This is a genomic window from Bacillus paranthracis (genome assembly GCF_001883995.1).
GTDB classification, from domain to species: Bacteria; Bacillota; Bacilli; order Bacillales; family Bacillaceae_G; genus Bacillus_A; species Bacillus_A paranthracis.
In genome coordinates, this window is the sequence record NZ_MACE01000049.1 from 240,659 (window position 1) to 259,032 (window position 18,374).

An 18,374-nucleotide genomic window follows, 5' to 3' on the forward strand; every position below is an offset into this window, starting at 1 on the left:
ATGTCTAAAATTGAAACGCCTGTTATGACTTCTTTACAAACAACGGTTGAAAAAATGATGAAGGATTTAAACGTTCCGGGAGCTGCTGTAGCTGTTATAAAAGACGGTGAAATGATTATTTCAGAAGGTTTCGGCTATCGTAATTTAGAGACAAAAGCCCCTGTTACACCGCGTACTTTGTTCGCAATCGGTTCCTCAACGAAAGCTTTTGGCACACTTTCATTAAGTTTGTTAGCACAGCAAAAAAAGTTTAATTGGGATGCTCCTGTCCAGTCTTATATACCAAACTTCTCTTTATCTGAACTACTTGCTAGCTCACAAGTTACCGGACGAGATTTAGCTTCTCATCGAACTGGCGTAAGCCGCCATGAGGCTCTTTGGTATAGCTCTTCCTTATCTCGAAAAGATCTCGTTGAAAAAATAAAACATTTACCACTTGATGCACCGTTTCGGACTTCATTTCTATATAACAACTTAATGTATGCGACAATTAGCTATATTGTAGAGAACATCACAAATCAAACGTGGGAGCAATACGCTACAGAACATATTTTAGAACCTTTAAATATGAGACATACAAACTTCTCTGTTACCGATTCACAAACGACAGAAGACTATGCTTTACCTTACATTGAAAATGATGGGGAAATAAAAGAAGTTCCATTCCGCAACATTGATACCGTTGGCGCTGCTGGTTGTATCAATTCTACAATTAAAGATATGGCAAATTGGGTACTTCTCCACTTAAATGAAGGAAAATTTGGAGATCATGAATTAATCTCCTCTGAATTATTACAACAAATGTATACACCACACAATTCCATTCCAGACCAACCGGTTTTATCACTTCCTGAATCCCCATTAAATAGTTACGGCCTTGGTTGGTTTATTAGCGCTTATCGTGGTAATAAGGTGATTCATCATGGTGGTAATATTGATGGATTTTCAGCGCTTGTTTCTTTCATACCAACAGAAAACATAGGCCTTGTCATTTTAACGAATGCTGGAGGAACATTACTTCCTACTTATCTCGCTAATCAAATTTATGACGAACTACTTGAATTAGAATCCATTGATTGGCATAAACGTGCTGTAGAAGATACTGAAAAAATGAAGGAAATGATAAAAGAAGCAACTGAATCCATTCCAGAACAAATTAAAGGAACTACACCTTCTCATAAATTAGAGGATTATACTGGTACTTTCGAACATCCGGCATACGGAACATTACAAGTATACAAGCGAGATGATTCGTTATTTGTACAATTTATGGAGATGGACATTCAATTAACACATCATCATTACGACATCTTTTCTGCAAAAGTTGATTTATTCCAAATGAAGATGAATCTATTATTTGCATATGAAATGAGTGTGAACGGTGAATTCCCTTCCCTTCAGTTACATGTACCAGCTACGCTAAGTACTCAGCCTCTTGCATTTAAGAAAATTAAATAAAGTTTTAATAGAGGGATGATAACACGTCCCTCTATTTTTCATTACAATCCCCATCCAAATAAAGGATTTTAAGCATTGAATAAAGAATCCTTTTATTTAACTATTCGAATTACCAGGAGGAAAAGCTGTGTACATAGAAATTTTTAAAGAAATTGTTTCGATTACTCATCACGATTATTCAGGTTGTATAGATAAGAAAGGATGGGACGATCCTACTACTTATTTACAGACAATCGAGAAACTAGAGAAACAAGGAGAACTAACACCAGTACAATTTACTGAGATTGTACGTGATTACTTATTAGACTTTAAAGATAATCATATGTTTTTCAAAATGATCTCTAACAACCAAACGCTTAACGGTGTTGGCTTTCAAGTAAAAAGATACGAAGACCGCCTATATATTACATCCACTCCTCAAGAAATAAGAGTGAAAAAAGGACAGTCTATTCTAGCATTAGATAATATGAAAGTCCCTGAGCTATTAATAAAATATAAGAAGTATTTAAATGAGAATACATATGAACGTGAAAAATGGGATTATGTTTTATTAAAATCATCAAATTGTAAACTTATAGATGAAAATGGATTAACTAAAACCATAACTTTACAAAAGTATAAACAAAGCGAATACACGCCTATTTATTCATTGAAACAGTATAATAAAGATACACTCTTAATTACTTTGACGGATTTTGCAAATATTGAAGCTATTAATAAACTATTAGACTCACACAAAAATGAGCTTAATTCTTTTCCAAACTTAATTATTGATGTGCGATTAAATCGTGGCGGAAGTGATGATGCATTTTTCAACCTACTTCCTTACTTATTTGAAGACAAAGAGATTTCTCTTTTCGATTCTTCTGATACAATGCAATTAAATCATACAGAACGGAACTTTCATTTACGTATGAAAGAAATGGAAGATTATGATTCTTTAGACGAACTTTCCAAATTATTCACTAATATGTTTATTCAAGATTTAAAAAAGAATTATAAAAAAGGATTCGTTACATTTGATACCTCTGGGTTACCAAAAGAACTTCAATCATTAAAAATACACGGACGAAAATCACCTAGTAGAGTAGTTATATTAACAGATGTTACATGCGGGAGTTCTGGCGATTCTTTTGTAGAAGTTGCAAAAAAATCATTGAAAGTAAAAGTAATAGGTCGTCCTACTGCTGGTGTAAATGATTATTCTAATTTAGCAGTAATGGAATGGGCTGATACATTCGCTCTTTACTACCCTACTTCACGACTTTCCATTATAGATAAAGGTGAAGGAATGTCCGGAATTGGTATACAACCACATATACATATCCCGTGGACTCCGGAACATATACAAGAAGATGTGGATTTAAAATTAGCATTGCAACTACTTCAAAACGAAGAATGGTAAAAAATAAAGGTAGATGTGAATCACACCTACCTTTTATTTTTCATATCAATTTTTTCTGGTTGAAACCAAATTGGCTTTAATAGCTCAAAGTCTTTATGATCCTCTAAAACTATAGTAAGACGTTCTAACGTATCATCTAACATATGCGGTGCTGCTCGTAATGTCCAGACAACTGAAGAGAAAACTGTCATGCCAACGTACACTGCATATAATTTCCAGAACTCCTCAGGTATTCTTCCGTTATAATATCCAGTAATTTGCCCAATCGCATATGGGATACTAATGTCTCGTGCAAATAGTGCGATTTTTACGAAATCATGAAGTGGGTCGCCCCAATCATAGCCATTAAAATCAACAACACCTACATATTTCCCATCTCGCACAATTATATTTTCTAAATGAAAATCATCGTGTTGAAATCGATTTGGGCGGTTTTGTAAATACATTTCATTTTCATCGATAAACTGTATGATTTTATCATCATTTTTTATTTTTATTCCGCATGTTTTATATGCCTCTACATATTTTCGATGTTTTTTCATTGCTCTTTCATACCATGGAAGTAAATCCTTAGGAGCTTCATATGTATGCATTTTTGCTAAATCTTTTCCTGCCTCTATACCAATTTCATATTGTTCTTTTGGTGAATACGTGGGCAATAGCTTCTTTGCATCTTCCCCTTCTAAATATGAAAAAATACTATAGCATACACTTTCATCTTCCAATATACCTATTTCAATCGGCTTTTGTGCCTGTATGTTACGTTTTTCCATTTCATTTAAAATTTGAAACTCTATTTTTCTTCTTTCATACTCTTGTATATCGCCAATCCGTAACAAATATTTTTCCTCATCATTTGTCGTAACTATATATTTCTTATCCGGTGAAAAACCTTTAGAAATTTCTGCAATATTCGTTGCATCTTTTACTATTTGTATATTGTTTTGCCATGTTGTAATTGTTTTCATGTATATTCCTCCTTACATTTCTACATTTGGTGTGTAAGCCACTTCTATAATAAACCCATTCGGATCATAAAAATCAATCGTATAGTACCCTCCCGAATAATGATTCATTTCCATCGGACCACGTATTATCTTTATTTTCGTGCTAGAAAGAAATTCTGCTACCTCATCAACTACTTTTCTATTAATAGCTTGGTAACAAATATGTCTTGGTCCTAAAGTTCTTACGATTTCTTCATCTACTTCTTTAAAATATATTTCACTTTCTCCTGTGCTATATGCTACTTCATTTAACTTTCTCCAGCCAATTATAGAAAATAACATATCATAAAAAGAAATGGACTCCTCTAAATTCGCTACCCAAAATTCAATATGATGAATACCTGCTCGAAGTGTATTCATATTAAGAATACGCCCCTTGTACTACTTGTACAATTTCCATAGGTGTATTGACCATATAATCTGGTGCATCTTTTTTCACTGTTTCAATGACATCATATCCCCAAGATACCCAAATTACATTCACCCCTGCCTTTTTACAAGCCGCTACATCTCTCTGTTCATCACCGACGTATAACATATCTTTCTCCGTTATCTTTTTCGATTTTAAAAACCTTTTAATCATTTTATCTTTACCGAACAAATTTTTAGAACAATACACTTCTTGTATATTTTCTATACCATTATTGTGTAAAAACGCACGAATATGCTCTTCTGAGTTGGATGATATGACTGCAATTCCGTAACCTTTTTTATGTAGTTCATCTAATACTTCCTTCATCCCATGGAACAAAATAAGATCTTTTATGGCAGGTTGATACAATTTATAAAACTCCAGCGCTAATATTGGTAGTTTATACAGCGGTACATCAAGTTGTTTACATCTTTCTGGCATCGTTAATTTACGTAAATACTCAATTTCTTCTTCCCTTACCGTTTTATATCCGTTCTTTTCAGCAAGTTGATTATAAATTGGTACAAATATATTTTGTGAATCTACTAATGTGCCATCAAAGTCAAAAACAATATATTTTTGCATTGTCCTACTCCCTTTACTTCTTTTTCTAAACCTATTTTATTCAACAACATAGTCGTCTTACCCTTCTATAAACATAAAAAAAGAACAAGATTTCTCTTGTTCTTTTTAAGAAAGCCATTTTGGCGGCACATTCGTATTCCAATAAATATTTCCCAACTCATGATGTCCGGAGTACCCATCATCAAAACGGTGATAGTGGAAATTAAAATAATACCCATCTTGCGGTGGATGATCTCTTCTTACGTGGAAACGCAATAAGTCATTTCCTGTTTTCGTATCGTAAACGTGAAAAATCTTTTCATTATTTCCACCAGCTGGTTTTTGAGAAATCGCTAATGATTGTAACGAATCTTCCGGTACATCATTTGCTAGTTCAGCAATTGCCTCTTCAATCTTCGGTAATATTACATCTTTAAACTCATCTTCAATTACTGGACCAATTTTAGTACCAAACTTTTGCATCGACTGTTTCTCTGCTTCTTGCATTGCATAAGTAATAAAAGTATCGGTGGTTAACCTGTCATTCGTTTCTTCATATGTATAGGACGTACTCTCCAAATTTTGTTGCCCAGCTGTGCTCGTAGGCTTGTCCGCAGCTTTGGCATTATCAAGCAATATGGAAGGAGGCGTCACTAAACCAAATGTAAATACGGTAATTAATGCGACTAAGGTTTTTCTAAACCAATTTGGCATGTATGTTTCCTCCCCTTTCACTCATTATATTTTATATAACGGTTGTTTTCTCTATTATACAAAATGATTGTAATTTTTGCACTTTACAATTTTGTTAACGTTCACATATTTTTCACTTGAATATGAAATTGTAAGATTTCATACAATAAAAATACAACAATAATGAGGAGGAGCTCCGATGACTTTAGATGCCATGTATTCCGCCGCAAGCATACTCGTTTTAGTATATTTTATTTATCAATGTGTTACGGATTAGAAAAAAGAGCCATTTTTCGGCTCTTTTTTCTATGGTAAGAATACTATCCAACCAATCCATACTATAAAAATGACTCCAGCAATTAAAGCTGGTAATAAATAAAAATGAGAAAGTATAACTATTCCATATAAAAGTATTACTGGAAGTAATAAATAGCCATCTGCCCTCCATCTTAACAATAGTAATTTTCCTTCATCACAATATAAATGAAGAAACATTTTTTTCGCAAACTCAGTCCAATAATCGCGTGCATAGCGGGAAATTGCAAATAAAGCAAATGCAAGAATAATAGCGGCAATCCATTTCGGACTCATAATAATACTGACAATGCTTATACATACAATTTGAATATAAAATATTCGTGCACTACTTGTACGGAAAAATTCTTTTAAAAAGGATTCAACAATACGATAATCCGTTTTCTTTCCTAAAAACTTTTTAGAACGCGGAAACATCCACGGCTTTTTATTCGAACTACTCGGTTTAGCTGCATGACCACCAACTTGCATAATCCCACTCGTCCAGCGCATACTTTCTTCTTTTTCTCTCTCAACTTCTTTAAAAAAGCAATTTTTATAATTTAATTTTTCTTTTATCAATATGATAATTAGAAACACTGCTAGACCGATACTTAGTATAGAATACAATGGATTTTTATAAATAAGAAACAAACTCAATCCAAAAAAGGATAGACTTATAGAAAATATTACATTTTTTATAATCCATAGTAGCCATCGTTTCCCCACACGTACATGAATAAATCTCGTTAATAACGCCAACAAAAATCGAAATATAGTAAAGAATAGCCAAAATAATACGACTTGTATCTTCGTCACTCCAATACTTTTCATCAACACTGGTAACATCGCAACAACAACTACTACATTCGTTATTGCTATTCGAATAAACGTATATGTCATGCCATACTGGATTAACTTTTTCATGTGAACAGGATACGAAATTAAAAATAAACTATCCGCTTGCTCAAAAAATGAGCGAACTCCTCTTGCATATGTAATCACATAAAATGCGAGTAGGCCTAATCCGAAAAAAACCGTCTCTCCTATCGCTAGTTCTTCCATCCATAGTGAACGATAATAAATTCCCATAAATATAAGTGCCGGAATAATAATATATAGCGCAACCGTCCAATCAGTTATAGAACGTATGGACTTCCATTTGCGCCCCAGTTCATGGCGTAATCTTTTATAAAATTGTTTTTTAATCATGCTGTTCACGCCTTACGATTACATCAAAACAATCTAATAATGAACTTCCTGGCATTTCTGCTAACGTTTGAATTGCCTCTAAATGGCCATCTGCGACTAATGTACCTTGAGAGATGAGTAAAAATCTTTCGCAAATTCTTTCAGCTGTATCTAATACGTGCGTACAAAGTAAAATTCCTGCCCCGCGTTCTTTTTCTTTATATAAATAACTTAAAAACTCTTTCGTAGCTACTGGATCTAGTCCAATAAAAGGTTCGTCAATGATATAAAAATCTGGTTCTGTTAAAAACGCTAATATAAGCATCGATTTTTGTTTCATACCTTTAGAAAACTTTGATAAATACTCATGTTTATGCTTATCCATTCGAAACATATGTAATAACTCTTCAGCTTTCCGTTCCCAGCTTCCGGCTTCGTTCTCGCGAGCTGCCATTAATAATTCAATATGTTCCCAAAGCGTCAAATAATCATAATATGTCGGGTGTTCTGGCACATATGCATACGGATTTTTCTTCTCGCCAAATGATATTTCACCATCCACATTTACAAGTAACCCGAGTATCGTTTTAATCGTCGTACTTTTCCCGGCACCATTTGCACCAATAAGAGCAACTAATTCACCTTTTTCAATAGAAAAAGCGATATCATGAATTGTTTTTTCACCTATTTCATATCCAGCAGAACGGATATTTACTTCTAACATACATTCCCCTTCTTTCCATTTCCAATACAAACAAGGAAAAGAATAATATATAACTATTTATATATCATTATAAAATATTTACTTTCCTAGCAGGAAAAAATATTTTTTAACAGAATAATAAATGTTTGATTACATTTTATTGGAGTGGATAATATGTCTTTTCAAATTCGTGAAGCGACGATAGACGATATAGATGCGCTTTGCTCTTTGACGAAAGAATTAAAAGGTTCCTCTATTTCCTATGAAGATATGAACAACCGATTGCAATTCGTACAAATGAGTCCTTTTGATTTTTTATATGTTTATGAGGAAGAAGAAACTATATTTGGATTACTTGGGTTTCGTATACGTGAAAATTTAGAAGATGTAACTCGTTATGGGGAAATTTCAATTATTAGCGTTGATTCTACAATACGACGAAAAGGCATTGGGCAAGTATTAATGGATTATGCAGAGCAATTAGCAAAGAAGCATAATTGCATTGGCACATGGCTAGTTAGTGGAACAAAAAGAGTAGAGGCTCATCCTTTTTACAAAAAATTAGGATATGAAGTAAATGGTTACCGATTTGTAAAATATTTTTAAACTACTTTTTAACGGAAAGGACTATAACTATGACAAACTTTCAAGCAATTTTCATTGACCGTGACGGTACAATTGGTGGCGATACTACAATACATTACCCAGGATCATTTACATTATTTCCTTTTACAAAAACATCCTTGCAAAAACTAAAAGCTAATCATATAAAAATTTTCTCTTTTACAAACCAGCCAGGTATCGCTGACGGGATAGCAACTGTAACCGATTTTGTACAAGAATTAGAAGGCTTCGGTTTTGATGATATTTATGTATGTCCTCATAAACACGGTGATGGTTGCGAATGTCGTAAACCAAATACAGGCATGCTTCTACAAGCAGCTGAAAGACACGGGCTTGATTTAACACAATGTGCTGTAATTGGTGATCGCTGGACTGATATCGTTGCAGGAGCAAAAGTGAATGCGTCAACGATTTTAGTACGAACAGGCGCTGGATACGACGCTTTACATACGTACCGAGACAAGTGGGCACATATTGAACCAAACTACATTGCAGAAAACTTTGAAGATGCGACAAATTGGCTTTTAAGTCAACTATAATGCAAATGAAAAGAGACGCCTTCAAAATGAAAGCGCCTCTTTTCACCTAATATTTTTTAAAACGTCAATTCATAATGGAAATAACGATTATCTCTCAAATAACCATTTTCAGCGTATAATCGCTGCGCTGATAAATTATCAATCTCCGTTTGTAATTTTACACCTTTTGCACCATTTTCTAAGGCAAATTCTTTCGCAGCTTCTAATAATTTTTTTCCTGTTCCTGCTCCGCGCTTAGCAGCTTGCACAAATAAATCATTTAAAATCCATAATTCTTTCATCGAAATAGAAGAAAATGATGGATATAATTGCGTGAATCCAATATATTCCCCGTCTTCAACTGCCACGAAAATAACTGATTCTTTTTTCTCGATTCGATTTCGTAAAAATACTTTTGCTCCTTCTAAATCGGAATCTTGTCTATAAAACATACGATAGTTATTAAAAACTGATGCTAGTCCATCTAAATCTGCAATTGTTGCCTCATATATTCTCATTTTACTCCATTCCCCTTCCAATACTGTCTCATTATATCCGTGGCCCATTTAGGCTGTACGATTTCTTCTTTCGGCATAAACTCTTTCATTATCGGCTTTATATCCAATATAGAGGTACCATCAATAGCATCTAACCCCTCAACAATAATTGATTTACCTTCTCTTTTCATTACCTTTACAATGGTTGCTCCTATACGATTCGGACGATTTTTCCCGCGCTGTGCAAAAATCCCTACTTTAGGATAATCATGATTATTTCTAGGATGTCTAGCAACATATTGAATTTGTTCATCAGTTACTTTGTGAAAATAAAAAACTACTTCAATATGAGAAAAATCTTCAATCCCTTGTATACTTTCTTCTGTATACATTTCCGTTAAAGTAATATAGGATTTTACTTCTCCCCACTCATCGTCTTTTATTTCCTTTCTTTCATTATGTACAAATGCGATTGGTTGAACTGAAAACATACGCATTCCCCCTTACATGTAACCACTTACATTATAAAATATTTTCTGAATGTTTTCCACATATACAAATTAGGTTACATAATATAATTATAATCTATTTCCTACAGCGAAATTAACTGCTTCAACTGCATGTATATAAGTCGTATCGAATATTGGAATGGATACGTCTTCCTGCTTTATTAATAATCCTATTTCTGTACATCCTAAAATGATACCCTGTGCGCCTTTTTGCACTAAATCTTCTATAACTGTTTTATAATACTCTCTGGATTGAGATACGATTTTTCCTAAACATAATTCTGTATATATGACTTCGTTTATTTTTTCTCTATTTTTTTCTAATGGCACTATGACTTTTATATCATTCTCTTTAATACGTGATTTATAGAAATCTTGCTCCATTGTATATTTTGTTCCAAGTAAACCAACAGTTTGAATACCTTTTCTTTTCATTTCTTTCGCAGTTGCATCTGCGATATGTAAAACTGGAATATGAATATTCTCCTTTATTTTCTCAATTACTTTATGCATTGTATTTGTGCAAATAATAATAAAGTCTGCGCCTCCCATTTGTAATGAATATGCTGCATTCCCTAGAATTTCTCCTGCACTATCCCAATCACCGCTAGACTGGAATCCTTCAATCTCTTCAAAGTCTACACTATTAATTAAACATTTAGCTGAATGTAACCCACCTAATCTACTTTTTATTTCTTCATTTATGATTCGATAATATTCAGCAGTTGATTCCCAACTCATACCACCAATAAGACCTATCGTTTTCATTAAACCCACACCCACCTTATACTATTTATTCAAGATAATTCCGAAATTTTATTATGTATATTATACATAATAAAACAAGACTTTACGTTTGATATATAAAGTCTTGCTTTAACTATTTCCAAGGAAATTTTATAAGAATATTCTGAAATTAATCACCTAATGTTTTTATAGAATCTTCATATCGATAATGAAAACATTCTCGATACAACTGTTTAATTTCATCATATGATGGCACACGTGGGTTATTTGCTGGACTTCCACTTTCAATTGCATCTGACGCCATTTTAGAAATAGCTTTTTCAAATTCAACTTCACCAATTCCGTATTCTTTTAAATTTGGAATACGAAGATCAAAACAAAGTTTTTTTATTTCCCCCAGCGTGTAGTCGGCTACTTCTTCATCACAATAGGAATACAAATCTTTATTTAAACAGCGGCCGATTTCCGCTAATCTTTTTACCGCACTACCTTTTGTATATTCTAAAACTGTAGGTAATAGTATTGCATTTGATATACCGTGTGGTACATGAAATAATGCCCCAACTGGCCTCGACATTCCATGAACTAACGTAACAGATACGTTTGAAAATGCAATTCCAGCTTGTAAGGAAGCAATCATCATCGCTTCTCTTGCCTCCATATTCTCCCCATCTTCATAAGCAATACGTAAATATTTCATAATACTTTCAATTGCTGAAAGAGCGAGTACATCTGTAAGTGATTGTGAAACTTTAGAAATATATGCTTCGACTGCATGACATAATGCATCGATCCCTGTTGCTGCTGTAATATGAGGTGGTACAGAACGTGTTAAAATCGGATCAATAATCGCTACTTGCGGGGTAAAACTCGGATGCTTCATCATCATTTTTACATCTGTTCGTTTATTCGTAATTACTGCTACACTTGTTACTTCTGACCCAGTACCCGAAGTTGTTGGAATTGCAATGAGCGGTAGCGGATCATTGTCTATTTCCATATCCTTTTGGACATAATCTTCTACTTCTCCGCCATTTGTATATAACACCGCAACTGCTTTTGCTGCATCAATACAACTTCCACCACCAAGACCGATAATAAAATCACACTTTTCTTCTTTACAAATAGTTAACGCCTCTAACACGTGTATATTTGTAGGCTCAGCATTTACCTTATTATATGTAATAACGGTAATACCTTTTGTATTTAATTGTTGTATACAACTCTCAACATATCCTAAATTCTCCATAATTGTATCCGTAACTATAAACGCTCTTTTCCCGAATTTCTTGGATTGTTCCCCCAGTTTTTCAAGCGAATTTCTTCCATATAATACAGACTTCGGCATACGAAATTCAGCAACTTCTTGCAACTACTCCACCTCTTCTTTCCCTAATTCATGTTTTCGTCTATAAAATATCTATTTAATAAATCCCTGTTAAAGTATAGAACGTGATAACTAAAAATACAGCAAGCGTTTTCAAAACTGTAATTGCAAAAATATCTTTATATGACTGTTTATGAGTTAATCCTGTTACTGTAAGAATAGTAATAATAGCCCCGTTATGTGGTAGTGTATCCATTCCTCCTGATGCCATTGATACGATACGATGCATTACTTCTAACGGAATATCAAATTGATGAGCCGCTGCAATAAACTTATCTCCCATTGCACTTAAAACGATTCCCATTCCTCCTGATGCAGAGCCTGTAATACCGGCTAAAATATTCGTCGTGACTGCTCCATTCACGAGAGGGTTTGTGAATGTGGCAGAAATGCCATCTCTCATGATTGCAAAACCTGGAAGTGCGGCGATGACACCACCAAAACCAAACTCAGCTCCTGTATTCATTGTCGCAAGTAACGCTCCGCCAATACTTGTATTCAATCCAGCTTGAAATCCTGTTACGACTTGTTTCCAATATAATAATAACGTTGTTACAATACCTATTATAAGTGCCAATTCTACCGACCAAATTCCAACTACTGCACTTAATTCTACTTTTCCAAATGCTTTCATACCAATTGTAGAAAAATCAAAACCATTCGGATACCACTTCGGTATCATGATAGTAAAAACTTTATTCATTACACCTACTAAAACAAGTGGTATAAAAGCAATTACTTGCTGTGCTCTTGTAATTTCAAGGCTTTTCAGTAACGGCATATCTTTTTGTTCTACTTGTAAAGAAGCTGCCATTTCCGTATTCCCATCGTTAAAACCAAAATATCCTTCTCCAGCTGCTTTCGCCTTCTTACGTCTACTCTCTAAATATAGTAAACCTAACGTAAGTACAAAAATTGCTCCTACAATACCAAGTACCGGCGCAGCATAAATGTCTGTTTTAAAAAACGTTGTAGGTATTACGTTTTGAATTTGTGGTGATCCAGGTAGCGCATCCATCGTAAACGTGACTGCTCCAAGAACAATCGTTCCAGGGATTAAACGTTTTGGAATATTCGCTTGTCGAAACAGCTTTGCTGCGAATGGATATACAGCAAACACTACTACATACACACTAACACCGCTATATGTTAAAATAGCCCCCATTAATACAATTGCTAATATCGTACGTTTTTCACCAACTAACTCTATAATTGTCTTTGCAATTGAGTCCGCAATTCCTGACATTTCTACTACTTTCCCAAATATTGCTCCAAGTAAAAATACAGGAAAATATAGTTTAATAAAACCTACCATTTTCTCCATAAAAATATTCGAAAAGAAAGGTAATACAAAACTAGGCTCTGTCAAAAACACTGCAAATAAAGCAAAAATCGGTGCAAATAAAATAACAGAAAAGCCTCTATAAGCTACAAACATAAGTAAACTAAGTGCTAATAATATAATAACTAGCTCCAATTATACCCCTCCTTTAACAGAAGATTCAAACTTTTATTGATAAACTTCTACTACTAATCTTTTGATTCTGACATCCCTCCTCTTATTCATACAAATTTTTCATGCTAAAAATGTCTAATTATAAGTATTCGATTACATATGAAAAATCCCTTTAAACAAAAAACGATTTCATCATCATACGTTATAAAGGGATTATTAGTCTCTATATTTACTTCTTTATCAAACTATTTTCTAAACAAAAATGATGTAGTTCTTTTACATCATTTACGATATGAGTCGCACCAACTTCAGTCAATTCCATTTCACTACCATAGCCATATAAAACGCCAATCGATGCAATTTCATTATGATTCGCGCCGATTATATCGTGCTTTCTATCTCCAATCATAACAATTTCTTCTTTATTAAGTTCTTCATTTGTTTGTAAAATATGAGCAATGATTTCTTCTTTTTTTATTCTTGTACCATCTAAATTACTTCCAATGATACCTTCGAAATAATTTGTTAGTTGAAAATACTCTACAACTTGTTCAGCAAATATAGTAGGCTTTGAAGTTGCTATAAATAAACGATTTCCAGTATCTTTTAATTGTTTTAAAAGATTTGGAATACCCTCGTAAACATTATTCTCCAACAATCCACGTTGCTTTAAATATTCTCTGAAATAAAAAACAGCTCGTTCAACTTCTCCTTCATTCATATTATATCTCTCTACAAATGATTGCTGGATGGGTGGACCAATAAATGAATCTAACTCGCTTATATGTAATTCTTCAATGCCAACCTTTTTTAATGCATACAATACTGAATTGACAATCCCTTCTTTCGGATCCGTCAATGTTCCATCTAAATCAAATAAATATGTTGTGTACACGTTTCAATCCCCCACTCATTTTACTTTATAAGTAACCTATAACAGATCTCCCCTCTTTCCCTTCTATTATAATACTATCATTATCTTTTTTTCTGAAAAATTACTTTTCCTATGTCACATACTTTCAGTTACAAAAAAAGATACATATGGTAAAGTGAAAAAGTTACAATTATTTTAATAGAAACTGGTGAAACAAATGTCAATTACGTTAATTTTTATAATGGCTTTCACAATTATTATCCATGCGGTTGAAACTAGCTCTTATAGTATTCGATTAGCTGGTGTACGTTTAAAAAAGATTGCCGTTGCCTTATCCGTCGTAGGAATGGTACTGCTTATTTCTAGAACATCTAACTTACTACAAGCCTTTTTAATCGGTGGTATTGTCGATGAAGCAAAACTAGATTCTTCTATTGATTTAGAGCATATTATACGTCTCGTTCTATTATCTGCTTCTATCGGTACATTACTTGCGATTATACTGTATCCAACTTTGACAAAACTATTTGGATACGTCATTCAAAATTTTGAAACAGATGGTTCATTCATTCGAATGATGAAGACGAATAACATTCAAAAGTTAAAGTACACAAAAAAATATGTACGCTTTCCAAAGTTAGAAATGATTCATAGACTACGCATTGGTGGTATTCCAAAACGTATTATGCTTATTAATATGTTTGCTACTGCCATTTATACAGCAGGTGTTCTTTCTGCCCTTTACGCTTCATTTCTAAATCCAGATTATGCAACAAACGCAAGTACAGCTTCTGGTCTTGTAAATGGTTTTGCTACAATTTTATTAACCGTACTACTCGATCCACGCATCGCTCTTTTAACAGAACGTGCTTTACAATCAGAGAATGGTGCTGAGTCTATGAGTAAAATGTACGGTTGGCTAATGATTTCTAGACTTTTCGGTACATTATTAGCACAACTACTATTTGTACCAGGTGCTTACTGGATTTTATGGATTATTGAACTAATACATTAATTTACTAGAAAGGTGAATATATCAATGAATATCCAAACAGAGCAACATATCATTCGCTTAATAGAAAACGACGAATGGATGATGGACGTATTACAATTAGCAAAATCACTAGAATTACCTGATTGGTGGATTTGTGCCGGGTTTGTTCGTTCTAAAATTTGGGATACTTTACATAACTATGAAGCTAAAACGACTATGCCTGATGTTGATGTGATTTATTATGATAGTCTACATAAAGATGAGATATACGAACAATCATTAGAAACGAAATTAATGAATATGGATGCTACTATCCCTTGGTCTGTAAAGAATCAAGCTCGTATGCACGTAGTAAATAATATGCCACCGTATTCTTCTTCTGTTGATGCTATTTCTAAATTCCCTGAAACAGCAACGTCTTTAGGGGTTACATTAGACGAAAAAAACAATGTTATATTAACAGCTCCGTGCGGCATTGAAGATGTTCTTTCCTTACAAGTGAGACCAACAGCTCATTTTCTGGAATCGAAAGAGCGTATACATATGTACAAAAACAGAGTTATTAAAAAGAACTGGCAAAGTAAGTGGCCTAGCATTACAATCACATATCCAGAAATTTAGAAAGGATGCTTCTTATTTAGAGAAGCACCCTTTTCTTCATTTCAAAAAATGTATGACTGTTTCTGCAAACCTATTTGCTTCCTCATAATGAGGTGAATGACCACTTTCTTCAAATACGATATACTTGCCGTTTCGGGCATCTTTATTAAATATTTCAATTTGTTTTTCACACGTTACAACATCATATTTTCCTACTATTAATAACATTGGATTCTGTACATCTTTTATTTTAGATAATAATGACGTATGACATGCTCCCTCTAATTTTAATCTATCAAAGTGAATTTTGGAGCGATTTGAAAATTCTTCCCACTCTTCATCACTATATAAACTCTCATCTGTCTCATCTTCCTTATTATTGTAAATCTCCATTCTTTTTTCTTCTAATTCATCACTTAATCTTATATAAGCTTCTAACAACTCTTCTGAACAAGCATTGCTAGATGAATAAAATAAACACGCTTTTGCTACTTCTTCTTTTCCATATTTTTTTAATAAGTCCGCTGTCTTTTGTAATAAAGCTCTACTTGTTAATGCAAAATCGAAAGTTGGCCCTTCAAATATTATTTTCTCTATTGAACTTGGATATATCGACGCATATAACAATGCTACATATCCACCGAAAGAATGTCCAATTACAGACCACTTCTCAATTTGTAATACTTTTTTTAATTCCTCACAGTCTTCAATTAAATCTTTTAATCCAAAATCTTCGTCCTCAGTAATTTCTTCTGAGCGACAAACACCTCTTTGATCTATCATAATTACATATAAAGAATCTTTTAAACGTTCCGCTTGATGAAATGAAAAATCGTAACAACTTTCTCCTGGTCCACCATGCAAGTATAGAACTGGTTTATTTTTAGGGTTTCCATGCGTTTCAACGTATAGCTTTTTTCCTCTAATATGCATGTATTTCCCTGCTTCTATCAAATTCGCCTTTATGATCATCACCTTCTTTTTTTACTGAATATTATAACATCAACTGTTAAATAATCCCTATTACATTTAAAAAGACGATAATGATTGCGAGTGGTGCTACAAATCGAAGTAAAAACGCCCAACAAGTAAATACTTTCTTTCCATAATTTCCACCTACAAAAAACTCTGCTTCTAATACCTTTTTTTCCATTTTAAATGAAACGAAAATACTAATGAATAGTGCACCAAGTGGCATTAATATATTACTAGATAAGAAGTCTACTGCATCAAAAATATTTTTTCCGAAAATCGTAATATCACTCCATACTCCAAATGATAACGCTGATGGTATACCTACTAAGAAAATGCAGAAACCGATCATCCATGATAACTTTGTTCTTCTTTCTTGTTCGCCATTTGCTACTGCTGAAACAACTGTCTCTAATAGTGAAAATGCCGATGTTAATGTCGCAAATGTAAATAGTGCAAGGAATACTGTTAAGAAAAACCCACCGAACGGAATTTGACTAAATACTGATGGTAATACGATAAATAGTAATCCAGGCCCTTCTGTTGGCTCCATTCCTAATGAAAACACGGCCGGAAAAATTGCGAGTCCTGCAAATAATGAAACAAATAAATTCAATCCAACAATTGTTATTGCTGATTTTGGTAAACTTTCTTTTTTATTTAAATAGGAACTATACGTGACCATAATCGATATCCCGATACTAATCGCAAAGAAAGATTGCCCCATTGCGAACAAAATACTTTCTGAAGTAATCTTTGAGAAGTCTGGTTGTAAGAAAAACTTCACACCTTTCATTGCATTATCAAGTGTTAATGAACGAATAATAAGAGCGACAAATAAAACGAACAACGCTGGCAACATATATTTACTTGCTTTTTCAATTCCGTTTTGTACACCTTTTGATACGACCCAAATCGTAATGAACATAAAAGCGAAATGTCCCATAATTGCCCAAACAGGATTTCCAATTGTTTCAGTAAATAATGAACCGTAATTTTGTCCTGGAGTAATAAGTTGTCCCGTTACTCCTCTGAATAAATAAATTAACACCCATCCACCTACAACACTATAAAACGAAAGTAGTATAAAACACGTTCCGACGCCAAGGCGTCCAATCCAGTGCCACCCTGTATTTGGTGCAATACTTTTAAATGCGCCAACTGCTTGTTTCTGCGTACTACGTCCAATCATAAATTCAGCTATAAGTAGTGGTAATCCAATTAATACAGTAAATAATATAAAGATTAAAAAGAATGCTCCTCCCCCGCTTTTCCCAGCGATATAAGGAAACTTCCATATTGCGCCAAGTCCAATTGCCGATCCTGCTGCTGCCATTATAAAACCTAATTTCGAAGTCCATTGCTCCGTCTGTTTCATCTCATTTTCCTCCTAATAAAATCATTTTATATAAATAATTAAATTTTATAGACCAATCCGAATAAACCCTCCATTTCTATTTCCATAAAAT

At 33.6% G+C, this 18,374-nt stretch carries 20 protein-coding genes; 6 read left to right on the forward strand and 14 right to left on the reverse strand.

Annotated elements, in window-relative coordinates; all coding sequences use genetic code 11:
• Positions 1–1,458 (forward strand): serine hydrolase, encoded by a 1,458-nt coding sequence (locus tag BAQ46_RS18295; RefSeq protein ID WP_061130565.1) that lies wholly within the window; start codon positions 1–3, stop codon positions 1,456–1,458.
• A 127-nt stretch (positions 1,459–1,585) separates the two neighbouring features.
• A complete protein-coding gene (locus BAQ46_RS18300) occupies positions 1,586–2,863 on the forward strand; it encodes a S41 family peptidase (RefSeq protein ID WP_071742370.1) in 1,278 nt (425 codons plus the stop codon).
• Positions 2,864–2,889: 26 nt separating this feature from the next.
• On the opposite strand, the gene BAQ46_RS18305 is transcribed toward BAQ46_RS18300, so the two are convergent.
• The 6 genes from BAQ46_RS18305 to BAQ46_RS18330 all read right to left on the reverse strand — a co-directional run bounded on the left by BAQ46_RS18305 (position 2,890) and on the right by BAQ46_RS18330 (position 7,748).
• Positions 2,890–3,831, reverse strand: a complete 942-nt coding sequence (locus tag BAQ46_RS18305; protein ID WP_071742372.1) for an aminoglycoside phosphotransferase family protein — start codon at positions 3,829–3,831, stop codon at positions 2,890–2,892.
• 12 nt (positions 3,832–3,843) lie between these two features.
• Positions 3,844–4,230: a VOC family protein gene (locus tag BAQ46_RS18310; RefSeq protein ID WP_001094657.1), complete on the reverse strand. Its 387-nt coding sequence runs from the start codon at positions 4,228–4,230 to the stop codon at positions 3,844–3,846.
• Between the two features lies 1 nt (position 4,231).
• Positions 4,232–4,867: an HAD family hydrolase gene (locus BAQ46_RS18315; RefSeq protein WP_071742373.1), complete on the reverse strand. Its 636-nt coding sequence runs from the start codon at positions 4,865–4,867 to the stop codon at positions 4,232–4,234.
• Positions 4,868–4,972: 105 nt separating this feature from the next.
• A complete protein-coding gene (locus BAQ46_RS18320) occupies positions 4,973–5,560 on the reverse strand; it encodes a YpjP family protein (RefSeq protein WP_001134413.1) in 588 nt (195 codons plus the stop codon).
• Between the two features lie 285 nt (positions 5,561–5,845).
• Entirely contained in the window at positions 5,846–7,045 is a 1,200-nt protein-coding gene (locus BAQ46_RS18325) for an ABC transporter permease (protein ID WP_061130560.1), read from the reverse strand.
• A complete protein-coding gene (locus BAQ46_RS18330) occupies positions 7,038–7,748 on the reverse strand; it encodes an ABC transporter ATP-binding protein (protein ID WP_000895233.1) in 711 nt (236 codons plus the stop codon). Before BAQ46_RS18330 ends, BAQ46_RS18325 begins: the two co-directional genes overlap by 8 nt.
• A 153-nt stretch (positions 7,749–7,901) precedes the next feature.
• Between BAQ46_RS18330 and BAQ46_RS18335 the strand changes: the two genes are divergently transcribed.
• Both BAQ46_RS18335 and BAQ46_RS18340 read left to right on the forward strand, forming a co-directional pair.
• A complete protein-coding gene (locus tag BAQ46_RS18335; protein ID WP_000009783.1) occupies positions 7,902–8,333 on the forward strand; it encodes a GNAT family N-acetyltransferase in 432 nt (143 codons plus the stop codon).
• Between the two features lie 29 nt (positions 8,334–8,362).
• Entirely contained in the window at positions 8,363–8,890 is a 528-nt protein-coding gene (locus BAQ46_RS18340; RefSeq protein ID WP_000181094.1) for an HAD-IIIA family hydrolase, read from the forward strand.
• A gap of 56 nt (positions 8,891–8,946) precedes the next feature.
• Here BAQ46_RS18340 and BAQ46_RS18345 read toward each other — a convergent pair whose 3' ends face one another.
• The 6 genes from BAQ46_RS18345 to BAQ46_RS18370 form a co-directional block, all read right to left on the reverse strand.
• Entirely contained in the window at positions 8,947–9,387 is a 441-nt protein-coding gene (locus BAQ46_RS18345) for a GNAT family N-acetyltransferase (protein WP_001223863.1), read from the reverse strand.
• Entirely contained in the window at positions 9,384–9,857 is a 474-nt protein-coding gene (locus tag BAQ46_RS18350; protein WP_071742375.1) for an SAM-dependent methyltransferase, read from the reverse strand. The genes BAQ46_RS18345 and BAQ46_RS18350 overlap by 4 nt, the downstream gene beginning before the upstream one ends.
• A gap of 87 nt (positions 9,858–9,944) precedes the next feature.
• On the reverse strand, positions 9,945–10,643 hold the full coding sequence (locus tag BAQ46_RS18355; protein WP_000848549.1) for an aspartate/glutamate racemase family protein: 699 nt from the start codon (positions 10,641–10,643) through the stop codon (positions 9,945–9,947).
• Between the two features lie 148 nt (positions 10,644–10,791).
• Entirely contained in the window at positions 10,792–11,994 is a 1,203-nt protein-coding gene (gene eutG, locus BAQ46_RS18360; protein ID WP_001158503.1) for an alcohol dehydrogenase EutG, read from the reverse strand.
• Positions 11,995–12,046: 52 nt separating this feature from the next.
• Complete coding sequence (locus tag BAQ46_RS18365) at positions 12,047–13,486, reverse strand: GntP family permease (RefSeq protein ID WP_061130557.1); 1,440 nt, start codon at positions 13,484–13,486, stop codon at positions 12,047–12,049.
• 208 nt (positions 13,487–13,694) lie between these two features.
• Positions 13,695–14,360: an HAD family hydrolase gene (locus BAQ46_RS18370; RefSeq protein WP_000288834.1), complete on the reverse strand. Its 666-nt coding sequence runs from the start codon at positions 14,358–14,360 to the stop codon at positions 13,695–13,697.
• A gap of 196 nt (positions 14,361–14,556) precedes the next feature.
• Between BAQ46_RS18370 and BAQ46_RS18375 the strand changes: the two genes are divergently transcribed.
• Positions 14,557–15,354 (forward strand): lipid II flippase Amj family protein, encoded by a 798-nt coding sequence (locus tag BAQ46_RS18375; protein ID WP_000028910.1) that lies wholly within the window; start codon positions 14,557–14,559, stop codon positions 15,352–15,354.
• 24 nt (positions 15,355–15,378) lie between these two features.
• A complete protein-coding gene (locus BAQ46_RS18380) occupies positions 15,379–15,954 on the forward strand; it encodes a nucleotidyltransferase family protein (protein ID WP_001025798.1) in 576 nt (191 codons plus the stop codon).
• Positions 15,955–15,990: 36 nt separating this feature from the next.
• Here BAQ46_RS18380 and BAQ46_RS18385 read toward each other — a convergent pair whose 3' ends face one another.
• Both BAQ46_RS18385 and BAQ46_RS18390 read right to left on the reverse strand, forming a co-directional pair.
• Positions 15,991–16,905, reverse strand: coding sequence for an alpha/beta fold hydrolase (locus BAQ46_RS18385; RefSeq protein WP_000584223.1), 915 nt, complete (start codon positions 16,903–16,905; stop codon positions 15,991–15,993).
• 37 nt (positions 16,906–16,942) lie between these two features.
• Positions 16,943–18,283, reverse strand: a complete 1,341-nt coding sequence (locus BAQ46_RS18390; protein ID WP_071742377.1) for a sodium-dependent transporter — start codon at positions 18,281–18,283, stop codon at positions 16,943–16,945.
• Between the last annotated feature and the right edge of the window lie 91 nt (positions 18,284–18,374).

What these genes read in the sequence shown, in the direction of transcription:
- BAQ46_RS18325 (WP_061130560.1), bottom strand. Translation starts at nt 7,045, where the DNA reads ATGATTAAAAAACAATTTTATAAAAGATTACGCCATGAACTGGGGCGC.
- BAQ46_RS18295 (WP_061130565.1), top strand. Translation starts at nt 1, where the DNA reads ATGTCTAAAATTGAAACGCCTGTTATGACTTCTTTACAAACAACGGTT.
- BAQ46_RS18375 (WP_000028910.1), top strand. Translation starts at nt 14,557, where the DNA reads ATGTCAATTACGTTAATTTTTATAATGGCTTTCACAATTATTATCCAT.
- BAQ46_RS18380 (WP_001025798.1), top strand. Translation starts at nt 15,379, where the DNA reads ATGAATATCCAAACAGAGCAACATATCATTCGCTTAATAGAAAACGAC.
- BAQ46_RS18310 (WP_001094657.1), bottom strand. Translation starts at nt 4,230, where the DNA reads ATGAATACACTTCGAGCAGGTATTCATCATATTGAATTTTGGGTAGCG.
- BAQ46_RS18320 (WP_001134413.1), bottom strand. Translation starts at nt 5,560, where the DNA reads ATGCCAAATTGGTTTAGAAAAACCTTAGTCGCATTAATTACCGTATTT.
- BAQ46_RS18345 (WP_001223863.1), bottom strand. Translation starts at nt 9,387, where the DNA reads ATGAGAATATATGAGGCAACAATTGCAGATTTAGATGGACTAGCATCA.
- BAQ46_RS18305 (WP_071742372.1), bottom strand. Translation starts at nt 3,831, where the DNA reads ATGAAAACAATTACAACATGGCAAAACAATATACAAATAGTAAAAGAT.
- BAQ46_RS18340 (WP_000181094.1), top strand. Translation starts at nt 8,363, where the DNA reads ATGACAAACTTTCAAGCAATTTTCATTGACCGTGACGGTACAATTGGT.
- BAQ46_RS18385 (WP_000584223.1), bottom strand. Translation starts at nt 16,905, where the DNA reads ATGATCATAAAGGCGAATTTGATAGAAGCAGGGAAATACATGCATATT.
- BAQ46_RS18355 (WP_000848549.1), bottom strand. Translation starts at nt 10,643, where the DNA reads ATGAAAACGATAGGTCTTATTGGTGGTATGAGTTGGGAATCAACTGCT.
- BAQ46_RS18315 (WP_071742373.1), bottom strand. Translation starts at nt 4,867, where the DNA reads ATGCAAAAATATATTGTTTTTGACTTTGATGGCACATTAGTAGATTCA.
- BAQ46_RS18335 (WP_000009783.1), top strand. Translation starts at nt 7,902, where the DNA reads ATGTCTTTTCAAATTCGTGAAGCGACGATAGACGATATAGATGCGCTT.
- BAQ46_RS18350 (WP_071742375.1), bottom strand. Translation starts at nt 9,857, where the DNA reads ATGTTTTCAGTTCAACCAATCGCATTTGTACATAATGAAAGAAAGGAA.
- BAQ46_RS18390 (WP_071742377.1), bottom strand. Translation starts at nt 18,283, where the DNA reads ATGAAACAGACGGAGCAATGGACTTCGAAATTAGGTTTTATAATGGCA.
- BAQ46_RS18330 (WP_000895233.1), bottom strand. Translation starts at nt 7,748, where the DNA reads ATGTTAGAAGTAAATATCCGTTCTGCTGGATATGAAATAGGTGAAAAA.